This window comes from [Borrelia] turdi, from assembly GCF_030439285.2.
In the GTDB taxonomy this organism is placed as follows: Bacteria; Spirochaetota; Spirochaetia; order Borreliales; family Borreliaceae; genus Borreliella; species Borreliella turdi.
The window spans coordinates 391,912-407,415 of the sequence record NZ_CP124018.1 but is presented as its reverse complement, the minus strand read 5'-3'; the positions used below and the strand labels follow the sequence as shown (position 1 = coordinate 407,415).

Below are 15,504 nucleotides of genomic sequence, written 5' to 3'. Positions count from 1 at the left end.
AGAGTTTTATAAGGAATTAATGCCCTTATAGCTCAGTTGGTAGAGCACCACCATGGTAAGGTGGGGGTCGTCGGTTCAAGTCCGATTGGGGGCTTTTATTGGTAGTTAGGAGTTTTGTTGTATGGGTAAAAAGAAGGGAAAAGGAGCCGTTGAGCTTATATCTTTGATTTGTGAAGAGACAGGGATTAGGAATTATACCACTACTAAGAATAGACGTAATAAGCAAGATAAGTTAGAATTGATGAAATATTGTCCAAAATTGCGCAAACACACTCTTCATAAGGAAGGAAAAATAAAATAATAAATAATAGGTCAGTAGTTCCAACGGTAGAACGACAGTCTCCAAAACTGTATGCTGGGGGTTCGAATCCCTCCTGACCTGTTGTTAGAATTAAAGTGAGGCTTTAATGTTTAGGTTTATAAAAGATAGTATTTTGGAACTTAAGAAGGTAACGTGGCCTAAGTATAATGAAGTAGTTGAAAATGGAAAACAAGTTTTTTGGTTAATATTATTTGTTTCAATTTTCCTGGGTATAGTCGATTATCTTATGTTTCTTGTTGTAACTTATGTATTTTAGTTTTATTGTAAGAAGGGTAAATTATGTCTAGAGCTTGGTATGTAGTTCAAACTTATTCTCAATATGAGAAAAAGATAGAGCAAGACATAAAACTTTTAATAGGCGAAGGTGTTTTTGGTAGTGTAGTATTAGACGTTAAGGCTCCTATTGAAAAAGTAGAAGAGATAAGAAATGGCAAGAAAAGAATAAAAGAAAGAAAAATTTGGCCAGGTTATATTCTTATTGAGCTAGACCTTCCAGAAGTAGGCTGGAAAGATATTGTTGCTAATATTATTAAAGTTCAAGGTGTTATTAATTTTGTTGGTGTTAGTAAGGGTCAAAGGCCTATCCCTATTAATGATGAAGAAGTAAAAAGCGTTTTTATGCTTACTGGTGAAATTAAAGCAAATAAATCTATTTTTATGCTTTATGACTTTGAAGAAGGAGAAAGGGTTAGAATTAAAGGTGGACCTTTTGACTCTTTTGAAGGGCTTATTAGCTCTATTGATTACGAAAGAAAGAAATTAAAAGTTGCAGTTCAAATTTTTGGAAGGTCAACTCCCGTTGAAGTTGATTTCCAGCATATAGAAAAGATTTAAAAATTTGATACTAATGGGAGCTTTGTAAGCGTTATTACCATAAGGAGATAATATGGCAAAAAAAAAAGCAATTTCTTGGATTAAATTACAGGTTCCAGCTGCTCAAGCAGCTCCAGGAGCCAAGATAGGGCAAGCGCTTGGACCTCATGGAGTTAGCGGCCCCCAGTTTGTAAAGGAATTTAATGAGAGAACCGCAAAAATGGATCCCGGCATTGTGGTTCCTGTCATCATTACTGTTTATAGCGACAAAAGTTTTTCTTTTATTGTAAAAACCCCCCCAGCTTCGATTTTAATTAAAAAGGCTATTGGGATAGAATCAGGATCTAAAAAATCCAATACAGACAAAGTTGGAACTATATCAAAAGAAAAGCTAATGGAGATAGTAAAAATTAAAATGCCTGATTTAAACGCAAAATCAGAATCAGCAGCGTTTAAAATTATTTCAGGAAGTGCTCGTTCAATGGGTGTTGAGGTAGAGAAATAATGTCAAAAAAGGGTAAAAAATATACTGCGGCTTTTTTAAAAGTAGATAAAAGTAAACTTTATAGCATTGAAGATGCAATTTCACTGTTAAAAGAAATTAAATTTGTTAAATTTGATGAAACCATAGATATATCCATTAACCTTAATTTAAAAAAAAATCATACTGTTAGAGATACTATAGTTTTGCCAAATCAGTTTATGAAGCCAAAAAGAATACTTGTTTTTGCAAAAGGCGAACGAGCAGATGAAGCTAGAGCTTTTGGTGCAACTTATGTTGGAGATGATGATCTTATAAATAAGATTAAAAGCGGTTGGGATGAATTTGACGTTGTTGTTGCAACTCCTGATATGATGAAGGATGTTGGAAGACTTGGTCCTATTTTAGGGAAAAGAGGCTTAATGCCTAATCCAAAGGCCCAAACGGTCACAAATAATCTTAAGGATGCAATCAATAGCCTTAAAAAGGGGCGAACAGAATTTAGAGCAAATAAAAATGGTGTAATAAGTTTTTCTTTTGGTAAATCCTCTATGGACAATGAAAAGATAAAAGAAAATTATGAGGAATTTATCAAGGAAGTTGTTAAAAAAAGACCTAGCGACTTAAAGGGAGCTTTTATAGATAGTATTTATATTTCATCTACTATGGGGCCTTCTATAAAAGTTAATTTTGTTTGGAGGTGACATTATGAGCGTAAAGATAAATTCTAAGAAGTTGGAAATGTTTGATTTATTGAAAAAATTTATAGACAACAAGCAAAATCTTTTTTTCTTAGATTATAGAGGTTTGAGCGTGTCTCAGTTAACAGATCTTCGCAATAAAATAGAAGGCGAACATGGAGCTTTAAAAGTTGTTAAAAACAATATAATGAAGATGGTTTTAAAAGAAAAGAATATTAATGTTGTTGATTCTTGTTTGGTTGGCCCTACGGTAGTTGTTGCTGCATTAGAAGAGGCTAATGTAGTAGCAAAAATTTTTTATGATTTTGTAAAAAGTAGTACTTTAAAAGTAAAGGGCGGTTTTGTTTTGGGAGAGTTTTATGATGAGGCTAAAGTTCAAGCTTATAGTAAGCTCCCTACCAAAAAAGAGTCTATTTCTTTATTTGCTAGCGTGTTAAAAGCACCAGTTTCTAAGCTTGCAAGAACATTGAAAGCTTTGGCTGATATTAAAAATTAACATGGCAGTGTTAGTCTTAATTTTTGAGTGCATGCTATCACTGTAAAATGAAAATATATAAGGAGTTAATATGGCACTAAATAAAGAAGATATTTTGACCTGGCTTGAGGGTGCAAAAACTATGGAAGTTGTTGACCTTGTAACAGCCATTGAGGAAAAGTTTGGAGTAACTACTGCTGTTGCCGTTGGTGGGGGAGGCGCTGTTTCAACAGGTGTAACTGATTCTGAAGAACAAACCGAATTTGATGTAATTCTTATGTCTTTTGGTGATAGCAAAATAAATGTTATAAAAGAGGTTAGAAGTATTACAGGTCTTGGTCTTGGAGAAGCTAAGGCCTTAGTTGAATCTGCTCCTAAAGCTATTAAAGAAGGTCTTTCTAAGTCAGATGCTGAGGAATTAAAAAAGAAACTTGAGGCAGTTGGCGCAAAAGTTGAAGTTAAATAAAAAATTAAAAATATATCAAAGTTGTTATTCCGCATGTCGTTATGATGTGCGGCTTGTTATGTCTTAAAAAAGGAGTCTTTTAATGATAAAAAGAGTTCATCTGGGACAAGGAAGAGCTGATGAAATTTTAGACTTACCTAACCTGATAGAAATACAATTAAATTCTTATGAAAAATTTTTACAACTTGATAAATTAAAAAATAAAGAACCTTTACTTAATGAGGGCCTTGAGTCTGTTTTTAGAAATGTATTTCCCATAAAAAGTGGAAATGGCGATGTTGCTCTTGAGTATGAAAGATACTATATAGAAAATGATTCTCTTAATTTTACAGAAAAAGAATGCAAAAGAAAGGGGCAAAGTTATGAAGCTGTTTTAAAAGTAAGGCTAAATTTGCAATTTTTGACTACTGGGGAAATAAGGCAAAAAGACGTATACATGGGAACTATTCCTTTAATGACAGAAAGGGGGACTTTTATTATTAATGGGGCTGAGAGGGTTGTTGTTTCTCAGATTCACAGATCCCCAGGAGTTGTTTTTTATAAAGAAAAAGATTTGTATTCTGCTAGAATAATTCCTTATCGTGGTTCTTGGTTAGAATTTGAGATTGATTCTAAAAAAGATTATCTTTATGTAAAGATAGATAGGAAAAAAAGAATACTCATAACTCTTTTTTTAAGAGCTTTAGGTTTTGATACAAGAGAAAAAATAATAGAAACTTTTTACAATACTAAAAGAATTAAAGTTGAAGACGGTACAAAAAGAGATCTTCCGGGTCAATATTTAGCCAAAAGTATTAACATAAGAGAGAATATGTATTATCGAGCAGGAGATAAGATTACCCTACAAGATGTTGAAGATTTTTTACAAAATGGAATAAATGAAATAGAGCTTGTTGATTTTGATGGTTATGATGATATTCCTGGAAAGCACTTTGTGAGCTCTAATGTTATTTTAAATTGTCTTGAAAAAGAAGATGCTTTTTTTGCCTTAAAGGATGGCTCTAAAGAGCTTCCAAAAGAATCAGTTATGCTTGCTGTTTATGGTTCTCTTTTTCCTGGTGAGCCAATATCGATTGATAATGCTGAAAATGATTTAAAAACTATATTCTTTTCTGAAAGAAGATATGATCTTGGACGTGTGGGGCGCTATAAACTTTCTAAAAAATTTGGATTTGATGATTTAAGTACATCGGTTTTAACTATGGATGATATTGTTAACACAATATCTCATCTTTTGAGAATATACGAAGGTCATGATATTCTTGATGATATTGACCATTTAGGAAATAGAAGAGTGCGTTCTGTTGGAGAGCTTCTTACTAATATATATAAAGGTGCGATGTCAAGAGTTGAAAAAATTGCAAAAGACAGAATGTCTAACAAGGAAGTTTTTAATCTAAAGCCCCAAGAATTAATAAGCGTTAAGCCTATTGTATCTGCTGTTAAAGAATTTTTTGCAACTAGTCAGCTTTCGCAGTTCATGGATCAGGTTAATCCTTTAGCCGAACTTACTCACAAAAGACGTCTTAATGCTCTTGGGCCAGGGGGACTTTCAAGAGATAGAGCGGGATTTGAAGTAAGAGACGTACATTATACCCATTATGGCAGAATGTGCCCTATTGAAACTCCTGAAGGGCCAAATATTGGACTTATAGTTTCTTTGGCTACTTATTCTAGAGTTAATGATTATGGTTTTTTAGAAACTCCCTACAGGAAAGTTGTTAATGGAGAAGTAACTGATGAATTAGAGTATTTGTCCGCTATTGATGAAGAGAAAAAGTGTATTGCGCAGGCTAATGCTGCTTTTAATTCTAGCGGAAAGTATCTTGAAGATTTAGTTTCTGTTAGAATCTCTGGTGATTATACCACAACAAGCCCTAAAAATATAGACTATATGGATGTTTCTCCTAGGCAGTTAATTTCAGTATCTTCAGCATTAATTCCTTTTCTTGAGCACAATGATGCAAATAGAGCTCTTATGGGTTCTAATATGCAAAGACAAGCAGTACCCCTTCTTTTTCCTAAACCTCCGATTGTTGGTACGGGCATGGAAAGTGTTGTTGCAAAGGATTCAGGAGTAGTAGTTAAGGCTAAAAGAAGTGGAGAAGTTATTCTTGCAACAAGTAGTAAAATAGTTGTCAAGCCTTTTGAATCAGAGAATGCTAAAGATTTAGATGAATATCATATTGTTAAGTATGAAAGAACAAATCAAGATACTTGCTTTAATCAATCCGTTTTGGTTAAAGAGGGTCAAAAGGTTGAAAGGGGTGAGATAATAGCTGATGGCCCTGCTACTAGATATGGGGAGCTTGCTCTTGGCAATAATTTATTGCTAGGAGTTATTCCTTGGAATGGATTTAATTATGAAGATGCTATATTGATTTCTGATAGAATTGTAAAAGAAGATCTTTATACATCTATTCATATTAAAGAATTTAGTATAGAAGTAAGAGAAACTAAACTTGGTCCTGAGAAGGTTACGGGAGATATACCGAATGTTAGCGAAAAGATATTAAACAAATTAGATGAAAATGGGATTATACGTATAGGAACTTATGTAAAGCCAGGCGATATTCTTGTTGGTAAGGTTACTCCAAAGTCAGAAGGAGATATTACTCCTGAATTTAGACTTTTAACTTCCATTTTTGGAGAAAAAGCAAAAGATGTTAAAAATAATTCTTTAAAAGTTCCTCATGGTACTGAAGGCACTGTTATTGATGTTCAAAGAATTACTAAAGAGGATGTTGGCAATCTTTCTCCTGGGGTTGAAGAGATACTTAAGGTTTATGTTGCTAAAAAAAGGAAGCTTAAAGAGGGTGATAAAATGGCTGGACGACATGGTAATAAGGGTGTTGTTGCAAAAATTCTTCCTGTTGAAGATATGCCTTATCTTGCAGACGGAACTCCTCTTGACATATGTTTAAATCCTTTGGGAGTCCCATCTAGAATGAATATTGGGCAGTTAATGGAATCTCAATTGGGCCTTGCTGGCAAATATCTTGGTGAATCTTATAATGTTCCTGTTTTTGAATCTGCTACAAATGAACAAATTCAAGAAAAATTAAAAAAAGCCGGATTTAATCCAACTTCTAAAGAAATTTTATATGATGGTTATACAGGAGAGCCGTTCGAAAATGAAGTAATGGTTGGGGTTATTTATATGCTTAAGCTGCATCACCTTGTTGACGATAAAATGCATGCAAGATCAACCGGTCCATATTCTCTTGTTTCTCAACAACCTCTTGGAGGGAAAGCCCAATTTGGTGGGCAAAGACTTGGAGAAATGGAGGTTTGGGCTCTTGAAGCTTATGGTGCGGCGCATACTCTTCAAGAACTTTTAACAGTTAAATCTGATGATATGTCGGGTAGAGTTAAGATATATGAAAATATAGTAAAAGGTATTCCTACTAATGTATCAGGTATCCCCGAGTCTTTTAATGTGTTAATGCAAGAGCTTAGAGGGCTTGGACTTGATTTGTCAATTTACGATGATAATGGGAATCAGGTTCCTTTGACAGAAAAAGAAGAAGAATTGATTAATAAAAGTTAGGTTTTTGGAGTTTTTATGAAAGAGATAAAAGATTTTGAAAAAATAAAAATTAAGATAGCATCTCCTGACCAAATTAGAAATTGGTCTTATGGAGAGGTTAAAAAGTCTGAGACTATTAATTATAGAACTTTGAGACCCGAGAAGGATGGGCTTTTTTGTGAAAGAATTTTTGGTACTACAAAGGAATGGGAATGCTATTGCGGTAAATTCAAGTCAGTTAGATATAAGGGTATTATTTGTGATCGTTGTAATGTAGAGGTTACTCATTTTAAGGTGAGACGTGAAAGAATGGGGCATATTGAACTAGCAGCTCCAGTTGCTCATATTTGGTATTACAAATATATACCCTCTAGAATTGGTCTTTTGCTTGACATTACAGCATCTAGTTTAAATTCTATTCTTTATTATGAAAAATATGTAGTAATTGAACCAGGTGATACTGATCTTAAAAAAATGCAACTTTTAAATGAAGATGAGTATACAGAGGCTAGAGAGCGATATGGAATGTCTTTTAATGCTTCGATGGGAGCTGAAGCTGTTAAAACTCTTCTTGAAAATCTTGATCTTGATGGGCTTTCATCTAAGCTTAGGGTTCAAATGATAGACAAAGATGATAAAACTGATAAAAAACTCTTAAGACGTCTTGAAATTATTGAAAATTTTAAAATTTCTGGGAATAAGCCAGAATGGATGATTATGGAAGTTCTCCCTGTTATTCCCCCTGAGATTAGGCCAATGGTTCAGCTTGATGGAGGGCGCTTTGCAACATCTGATCTTAATGATCTTTATAGAAGAGTTATAAACAGGAATAATCGTTTAAGGAAGTTGCTTCTTCTTAATGCGCCAGAGATTATTGTGAGAAACGAAAAAAGAATGCTTCAAGAATCGGTGGATTCTCTTTTTGACAATTCACATAAACGAAAGGTTGTCAAAGGATCATCGAGTAGGCCCCTCAAGTCGCTTTCTGATGTTTTAAAAGGTAAGCAAGGAAGGTTTAGACAAAATCTTCTTGGTAAAAGAGTGGATTATTCTGGTCGTTCTGTGATTGTTGTTGGACCTGAGTTAAAGCTCCATCAATGTGGATTGCCTGCAAAAATGGCTCTTGAGCTTTTTAAGCCTTTTGTGATAAGAAGGTTAATTGAAAGTGAGGCTGTGTTTAATATCAAAAGAGCAAAGAATTTAATCGAACAAGAAGTTGACGAGGTATGGCAAATTTTAGATCTTGTTATCAAAGAGCATCCTATTCTTTTAAATAGAGCACCTACTCTTCATAGACTTGGAATACAAGCTTTTGAGCCCGTGTTAGTTGAGGGTAAGGCAATAAAATTACATCCTCTTGTTTGTCATGCATATAATGCTGATTTTGATGGTGATCAAATGGCAGTGCATGTGCCTCTTACTCCATCAGCGCAAGCTGAAAGCTGGGCTTTAATGCTTTCAACAAATAATCTTTTAAATCCTGCTAATGGACATCCTATTGTTTTTCCATCTCAAGATATTGTTTTGGGCCTATATTATTTAACAATGGAAAAAAAGAATACTGCTGGAGAAGGTAAAAAGTTTTTAAACTTTAGCAATGTTATTCTTGCTATAAATAATAGAAGTCTAGATTATAATGCTTCTATTTATGTAAAAATTGATGGTGAATACAAAAAAACTACAGCCGGTAGGGTTGTATTTAATGAAGCTTTGCCTAATGGAATTGAATTTGTAAACAAAACTCTTAGTGATTTGGAACTACAAATTTTAATATCAAAAGTTTATGTAGTTCATGGTTCTTCTACTGTAATTGAAATGCTTGATATTATTAAGGAGCTTGGGTTTAGGTACGCTACTAAGTTTGGATGTACAATTAGTATGAGTGATATTATTGTTCCTGATGAAAAAAAAGCTTATGTGGATAGGGCTAATAAAGAGATTGCTAAAATTCAAAATGATTATGCCAAAGGTGTTATTACTGGTGAAGAGCGTTATAATAATGTAGTTTCTGTTTGGTTAAAGACAAACGAAGAACTTACTAATAAAATGATGGAAATTTTAAAGAAGGATAGAGATGGATTTAATGTTATATATATGATGGCAGATTCTGGTGCTAGGGGCAGTAGAAATCAAATAAGGCAACTTGCTGGTATGAGAGGATTGATGGCAAAAACTTCTGGGGATATTATTGAGCTTCCAATTATTTCCAACTTTAAAGAAGGTCTTTCTGTAATAGAGTTTTTTATATCTACAAATGGAGCTAGAAAGGGCCTAGCAGATACTGCGCTTAAGACAGCTGATGCTGGATATTTAACCCGAAGATTAGTAGATATTGCTCAAGATGTTGTTGTTAGAATAGAAGATTGTGGGACTATAAACGGAATAAAAGTTGAAACTGTAAAAAATGGCGAAGAAATATTGGAATCTTTAAAAGAAAAAGCTGTTGGGAGTTATTCTATTGAAAGAATAAAAAATCCAATTACTGGTGAGATTGTTTTAGATGCAAATGAAGAAATATCAGAAGCTAAAATAGAATTATTAGAAAAAATTGGTATTGGAAAACTTGTGATTAGATCTGTTTTAACATGTGAAGCTGAACATGGTGTTTGTCAAAAATGTTATGGTAGAGACTTTTCAAAGAACAAACCTGTTAACATTGGTGAGGCTGTAGGAATAATTGCTGCTCAGTCTATAGGCCAACCAGGTACTCAATTGACCATGAGAACTTTTCACATTGGTGGGGTTGCTCAGGCTGGTAGTGAAGATGATAAAATATCTTTAAAGAATGCTTTTATACTTAATAGCATAGAAGGTTTTAATGTTAATGTTGACAATGGAATTCTTTTTACAAGAAAGGGAACTTTAAAAATAATTAATGTTTTTTATGAGGAAAAAATTAAGAACATAAAAGAAATTAAAGTTTTAGATTCTCAAAGGGTAATCAAAGGGATTCTTTTGTTTGTTAATAAAAAGGGTGTAGAGATTTTCTCTTCTTATATTGGGTATATTAAATTAAGAGACGATAAATTTTTAATAGTATCAGAAGAGCAAGAAGTTATCTTGAAAGCTGGTACAAAGCTTGAAATAGGGGTTGGTGATTATGTTGAATCTGGCAAGGTTATTGGTACATTTGATCCATTTGCAGAGCCTATTATTGCAGAGGTTAGGGGTAAAATTAAATTTAAGGATATTATTTTAGGAACCACTCTTAAAGAGGAAATAAACACTGAAACAGGTAATATTGAGAAAAGAATTACGGATAATGTTTTTGAATCTCTTGATCCTAGAATTTTTATTATTGATAGTAGTGGTATGGAGGTCGCATCTTATGTATTACCAGGTGATGCTTATCTTCAAGTTGAAGATGGTCAGAATATTAATATAGGAGATGTTATTGCTAAACTTTCTAAAGGCTCTGAAAAAACTCAAGATATTACAGGGGGATTGCCTCGTGTTAATGATCTTTTTGAAACAAGAATTCCTAAGAATTTAACTGAAATGGCTAAAGTAAGTGGGATTGTGCAATTTAAATCAATTCAAAAAGGTAAAAGACTTATTAATATTTTAGATGAGTACGGGGTTGAGCATAAGCATTATATTCCGGCCGGTAAGCATCTTTTGGTTAGAGATGGAGATATTGTTAAGGCAGGCGATATGCTTTGTGATGGTAGAATTAATCCTCATGATGTGCTTGAAATTCTAGGTGGGATTAGTTTGCAAGAGTTTTTGTTGGCAGAAATTCAGGATGTTTATCGAAAACAGGGTGTTAGTATTAATGACAAACATATTGGTGTGATAATTAAACAAATGATGAAAAAGGTTAAAATTGTAGCAGTTGGTGATACTAATTTTGTTTATGGGCAAAAGGTAGATAAGCATACTTTTTATGAGCAAAATAGAAAAGTAATCGAACAAGGTGGTGAGCCAGCAATAGCAAGTCCAATTCTTATAGGAGTAACTAAAACGTCCCTTAATATAGATTCTTTTATTTCCGCGGCTTCTTTCCAGGAAACAACTAAAGTATTAACAGATGCTTCTATTGCCGGAAAAGTAGATGATCTTAGGGGATTGAAAGAAAATGTTGTAATTGGACATTTAATTCCTACTGGAACTGGTATGGGACTTTATAAAAAAATTAAAGTTAGCGAAAATATCGATTCTGAAGTTTAACTTGAAAATAAGCGATATATTTGTTACCATTTTACTAATAATTTCAAGAAAAGGAGAGCGTTGATAAATGCCCACAATTAATCAATTAATTAGAAAGCCTAGAAAGAGTCAAACGGAGAAGACCGCGTCTCCTGCGCTTCAAAATTGCCCTCAAAGAAGAGGAATTTGTACACGTGTAATGACCATAACCCCTAAAAAGCCTAATTCAGCTTTAAGAAAAGTAGCACGTGTTAGACTTTCAAATGGATTTGAAGTAACAGCATATATTCCAGGAATTGGTCATAATTTACAAGAACACTCTGTGGTTCTAATTAGAGGTGGTCGAGTTAAAGATTTGCCCGGAGTAAGGTACCACATTGTTCGAGGAGCCAAGGATACTCTTGGAGTTAACAATAGAAAAAAGGGTAGATCTAAATATGGAACAAAAAAACCTAAAGCTTAACTAAAAGGTAGGTTAATATTAAATATGTCAAGAAAAAATAAAAAAATAAAAAAGAAAATTTTTGTTGATACTAGGTACAATTCTAGAATTGTTGCAAAGTTTGCGAACAGAATGATGTACGATGGAAAAAAATCAATAAGCGAGAGTATACTTTATAGTTCGATTGATTTGCTAGCTGATAAGCTTGAAGATAGTGACAAGATGGCTGTTTTTTGCAAAGCTTTAGATAATATTAAGCCATTAGTAGAAGTAAGAAGCAGACGAGTAGGTGGTGCTACCTATCAAGTTCCTGTTGAAGTTAGAGAAGAGAGAAGAGAGGCTTTAGCTATGAAGTGGATTATTTTTGCTGCCAGAAAGGCTAGTGGTAAGTCTATGAAGGAAAAGTTGTCAAACGAACTTTTAAATGCATATAATTCTACTGGAGTTGCTTTTAAAAAGAAAGAGGATACTCATAGAATGGCTGAGGCAAATAAAGCTTTTACTCATTATAGATGGTAAAAAAAACACCTTTTTTAAGGTGTTTTTTTTATTTATATGTTGTGGTATTACTAGAGCTATTTGTATTTTTTTTATTAAAGTATTAAATAAGGGGGTTTTTGTGTTAAAAAAAGTTTATTGTTTTTTAATTTTTTTATTTATTGTTGCTTGTTCTGGCTCTGATGAGAAGAAGTCAGGTTCAAAAACAATTTCGCTTATAGTTGACGGCACTTTTGATGATAAAGGATTTAATGAAAGTTCTTCTAAGGCAATAAGAAAATTGAAGTCAGACTTTGATATAAATATAATTGAAAAAGCATCTACAGGCAATTCTCATTTGGGAGATATTACAACTCTAGAAGATGGTGATTCAGATTTGATTTGGGGAGTTGGATTTAGATTGTCAGATGTTCTTTTGCAAAGAGCTAGCGAGAATGTTTCTGTTAGTTATGCAATCATAGAAGGGGTTTATAATGAAATTCAAATGCCCAAAAATCTTCTTAATGTTCATTTTAGATCCGAAGAGGTAGCTTTTTTAGCAGGATATTTTGCGTCCAAAGCGTCTAAAACCGGTAAGATCGGATTTATTGGAGGAGTGAGAGGAAAAATTTTAGAATCTTTTATGTATGGATACGAAGCTGGTGCTAAGTATGCAAATTCCAATATTAAAGTTGTATCTCAATATGTTGGCACATTTGGAGACTTTGGACTTGGTCGCTCAACAGCATCCAATATGTATCGAGATGGAGTTGATATTATATTTGCAGCAGCAGGACTTTCTGGCATAGGAGTAATTGAGGCTGCAAAAGAATTGGGACCCGATCATTATATTATTGGAGTAGATCAGGACCAATCATATCTTGCTCCTAATAATGTTCTTGTTTCGGCTGTAAAGAAAGTTGACTCATTGATGTATAGCTTAACAAAAAAGTATTTAGAAACTGGAATTTGGGATGGAGGAAAGAATATTTTCTTTGGACTTAAGGAAGATGGACTTGGCTTGGTTTTAAATGAAAACTTAAAATCAAATTATTCTAAGATTTATAACAGATCGTTGAAAATTGGGCAAAGTATAATGAATGGTATAATAAGAGTGCCTTATGACAAGGTATCTTATGATAACTTTGTTTTACAAATAGCAAATTAACTTGATTTGTATGGAATTGGTTTGTGAGAAATGTTTTTAGGCTTTTTAAAGAGATTTTAGAAAATCTTTTAATTGTTGTAATTTTAAATTCAGATCAATCTTGCAAAAGAGTTTAAATTTAGATATTATGGTGATGATAGGAAAAATTATTTATTCTATCATCATATTTTTACTAATGCTAGAAGTTTTTTAAAAAAAGGTTTGTTGAAGTTTTTATTTTATAAATAAGGAATTTTACTTATTAGTAAAATAAAGTTAATGTTTTTATTTTTGAAAATTCTAAATTTTTTAAATAAGCTTTATAAGGAGAGGATTGATTTTGTTTAAAAGGTTTATTTTTATTGTTTTGTCTTTATTTGTATTGGCTTGTTTTAGACCTAATGGGAAGTCTGTTAAATCTGAGAAAGTTGTTATAGGTGTTTTGGCTAATGGTAGCTTTCACGATAAAGGCTATAATCAAAGTGTTCATGAGGGCGTTGTAAAACTTAGAGATGATTTTGGAGTAAAACTTATAACTAAATCTTTAAGGCCTTACCCTATTGAGGGTAAAAGACTTCTTACTATTAATGAGGCAATGACAGAGGATGCTTATGAGGTGCAAAAAAATCCTTTAAATATTTTTTGGTTGATTGGATATCAATTTTCCAATTTATCAGTTAAGCTTTCTTATGAACGGCCAGATATTTGTTATGGGATTATAGATGCTTTTGATTATGGTGATATTCAAGTTCCTAAGAATTCCTTAGCTATTAAGTTTAGAAATGAAGAGGCTGCATTTTTAGCTGGATATATTGCTGCTAAGATGAGTAGAAAGGGAAAGATTGGATTTTTAACAGGTCCCGAAAGTGAATCTTTAAATGATTTTAAGTTTGGTTTTAAGGCTGGAATTTTTTATGCTAATCCCAAATTAAGATTAGTTTCAAAAAAAGCGCCGTCTCTTTTCGATAAAGAGAAAGGCAAAGAAATGGCTAAGTTCATGTATAAAGAGGATAAAGTAGGCGTTATTTTTCCAATAGCTGGCATAACTGGTCTTGGGGTTTATGATGCTGCTAAGGAACTTGGATCTAGATATTATGTTATTGGTTTAAATCAAGATCAATCATATATTGCACCTCAAAATGTTATTACTTCAATACTTAAGGATATTGGTAAGGTTATTTATTCTATTTCATCAGATTATATTAAAAATAAAGCTTTTAAAGGCGGGGTTGTTATTGATCGAGGGTTAAAAGAAGGAGTAATAGAAATTGTTAAAGATCCTGATGTTTTAAATGATAGGTTAGTTAATGAGATTGTTGATCTAGAAAATAAAATAATAAGTGGAGAAATTATTGTTCCTGATAGTGAATATGCATTTGATTTATTTAAATCAAAGTTATAAACTACTTAGGTATAGCTTTATTTGAAAAGAGGAACAGTTTATGAATAAATTATTATTATTGATTTTACTTGAAGGTGTTATTTTTTTATCTTGTAGTGGCAAGGGCAGTCTTGAGAGTGGAATTTCCAAGATAGCTGTAATAGTTGGTGGAACTTTTGATGATAAATCTTTTAATGAAAGCGCTTTAAATGGTATAAAAAAAGTTAAAGAGGAATTTAAGATTGAGCTTCTCTTAAAAGAATCCTCAACAAGTTCTCATTTATCTGATCTTGAAGGGCTTAAAGATGCGGGTTCAAATTTAATTTGGCTTGTTGGATATAGATTTAGCGATGTGGCCAAGGCTGTTTCTTTACAAAATCCCGAGGTAAAATATGCGATTATTGATCCTGTTTATTCTAACGAGCCTATTCCTTCAAATTTAGTAGGCATGACTTTTAGAGCCCAAGAAGGCGCGTTTTTGACAGGTTATATTGCTTCAAAAGTTTCTAAAACAGGTAAAATTGGATTTTTAGGAGGAATAAAGAGCGAGATAGTAGATGCTTTCAAGTATGGGTATGAGGCTGGTGCTAAGTATGCCAATAAAGATATAAAGATATTTACCCAGTATATTGGCAGCTTTGATGATCTTGAAGCTGGTAGAAGCATTGCAACTAAAATGTATTCTGATGGGATAGATATTATTCATCATGCTGCAGGTCTTGGAGGAATTGGGGCTATTGAGGTTGCAAAAGAACTTGGTCCTGGGCATTACATTATTGGAGTTGATGAGGATCAATCATATCTTGCTCCTGATAATGTTATTACATCTTCAACGAAAGATGTTGGTAGATCTTTAAATATTTTTACATCTAATTATTTAAAAACTAATACTTTCGAAGGCGGAAAATTAATAAATTATGGCCTTAAAGAAGGAGTTATAGGGTTTGTAAGAAATCCCAAAATGATTCCATTTGAACTTGAAAAAGAAATTGATATTCTTTCTAGCAAAATAATCAATAAAGAAATTATTGTTCCTTGTAATGAAGAAAGTTATAAAAAATTTCTTAAAGAATTTATTTAAATAAAGAGTCAATTTATATTTTTTATTTTTAATAATTTAG

14 protein-coding genes and 2 tRNA genes are annotated in these 15,504 nt (G+C 32.7%); all 16 read left to right on the top strand.

Features of this window, described 5'->3' with window-relative positions:
* Nucleotides 1-21: 21 nt before the first annotated feature.
* The 16 genes from QIA31_RS02485 (at nt 22) to bmpA (ending at nt 15,464) form a co-directional block, all read left to right on the top strand.
* Nucleotides 22-94 (top strand) — tRNA-Thr (locus tag QIA31_RS02485).
* A gap of 27 nt (nt 95-121) precedes the next feature.
* Nucleotides 122-301: a 50S ribosomal protein L33 gene (gene rpmG, locus QIA31_RS02480; protein WP_301394120.1), complete on the top strand. Its 180-nt coding sequence runs from the start codon at nt 122-124 to the stop codon at nt 299-301.
* An 8-nt stretch (nt 302-309) separates the two neighbouring features.
* Nucleotides 310-382: transfer RNA gene (locus QIA31_RS02475), tRNA-Trp, on the top strand.
* A 25-nt stretch (nt 383-407) separates the two neighbouring features.
* A complete protein-coding gene (gene secE, locus QIA31_RS02470) occupies nt 408-578 on the top strand; it encodes a preprotein translocase subunit SecE (protein ID WP_301394119.1) in 171 nt (56 codons plus the stop codon).
* Nucleotides 579-601: 23 nt separating this feature from the next.
* A complete protein-coding gene (gene nusG, locus QIA31_RS02465) occupies nt 602-1,156 on the top strand; it encodes a transcription termination/antitermination protein NusG (protein ID WP_151073503.1) in 555 nt (184 codons plus the stop codon).
* 52 nt (nt 1,157-1,208) lie between these two features.
* Nucleotides 1,209-1,640, top strand: a complete 432-nt coding sequence (gene rplK, locus QIA31_RS02460) for a 50S ribosomal protein L11 (RefSeq protein ID WP_004791542.1) — start codon at nt 1,209-1,211, stop codon at nt 1,638-1,640.
* On the top strand, nt 1,640-2,320 hold the full coding sequence (gene rplA / locus QIA31_RS02455) for a 50S ribosomal protein L1 (RefSeq protein WP_301394118.1): 681 nt from the start codon (nt 1,640-1,642) through the stop codon (nt 2,318-2,320). Before rplK ends, rplA begins: the two co-directional genes overlap by 1 nt.
* Before the next feature lie 4 nt (nt 2,321-2,324).
* The gene (gene rplJ / locus QIA31_RS02450; RefSeq protein ID WP_301394117.1) at nt 2,325-2,813 is read left to right on the top strand and encodes a 50S ribosomal protein L10; all 489 of its coding nucleotides are present in this window, start codon (nt 2,325-2,327) and stop codon (nt 2,811-2,813) included.
* Between the two features lie 70 nt (nt 2,814-2,883).
* A complete protein-coding gene (gene rplL / locus QIA31_RS02445; protein ID WP_301394116.1) occupies nt 2,884-3,258 on the top strand; it encodes a 50S ribosomal protein L7/L12 in 375 nt (124 codons plus the stop codon).
* Nucleotides 3,259-3,340: 82 nt separating this feature from the next.
* Entirely contained in the window at nt 3,341-6,808 is a 3,468-nt protein-coding gene (gene rpoB, locus QIA31_RS02440; RefSeq protein ID WP_301394115.1) for a DNA-directed RNA polymerase subunit beta, read from the top strand.
* A 15-nt stretch (nt 6,809-6,823) separates the two neighbouring features.
* The gene (gene rpoC / locus QIA31_RS02435) at nt 6,824-10,957 is read left to right on the top strand and encodes a DNA-directed RNA polymerase subunit beta' (protein WP_301394114.1); all 4,134 of its coding nucleotides are present in this window, start codon (nt 6,824-6,826) and stop codon (nt 10,955-10,957) included.
* 67 nt (nt 10,958-11,024) lie between these two features.
* The gene (gene rpsL, locus QIA31_RS02430; RefSeq protein WP_151060048.1) at nt 11,025-11,399 is read left to right on the top strand and encodes a 30S ribosomal protein S12; all 375 of its coding nucleotides are present in this window, start codon (nt 11,025-11,027) and stop codon (nt 11,397-11,399) included.
* Between the two features lie 24 nt (nt 11,400-11,423).
* Nucleotides 11,424-11,897 (top strand): 30S ribosomal protein S7, encoded by a 474-nt coding sequence (rpsG, locus tag QIA31_RS02425; protein WP_151060047.1) that lies wholly within the window; start codon nt 11,424-11,426, stop codon nt 11,895-11,897.
* Between the two features lie 100 nt (nt 11,898-11,997).
* Nucleotides 11,998-13,023, top strand: coding sequence for a nucleoside ABC transporter substrate-binding protein BmpD (bmpD, locus tag QIA31_RS02420; RefSeq protein ID WP_301394113.1), 1,026 nt, complete (start codon nt 11,998-12,000; stop codon nt 13,021-13,023).
* A gap of 319 nt (nt 13,024-13,342) precedes the next feature.
* Nucleotides 13,343-14,404, top strand: a complete 1,062-nt coding sequence (bmpC, locus tag QIA31_RS02415) for a nucleoside ABC transporter substrate-binding protein BmpC (protein WP_301394112.1) — start codon at nt 13,343-13,345, stop codon at nt 14,402-14,404.
* Nucleotides 14,405-14,444: 40 nt separating this feature from the next.
* Nucleotides 14,445-15,464, top strand: a complete 1,020-nt coding sequence (gene bmpA, locus QIA31_RS02410) for a nucleoside ABC transporter substrate-binding protein BmpA (RefSeq protein ID WP_301394111.1) — start codon at nt 14,445-14,447, stop codon at nt 15,462-15,464.
* Nucleotides 15,465-15,504 lie beyond the last annotated feature (40 nt).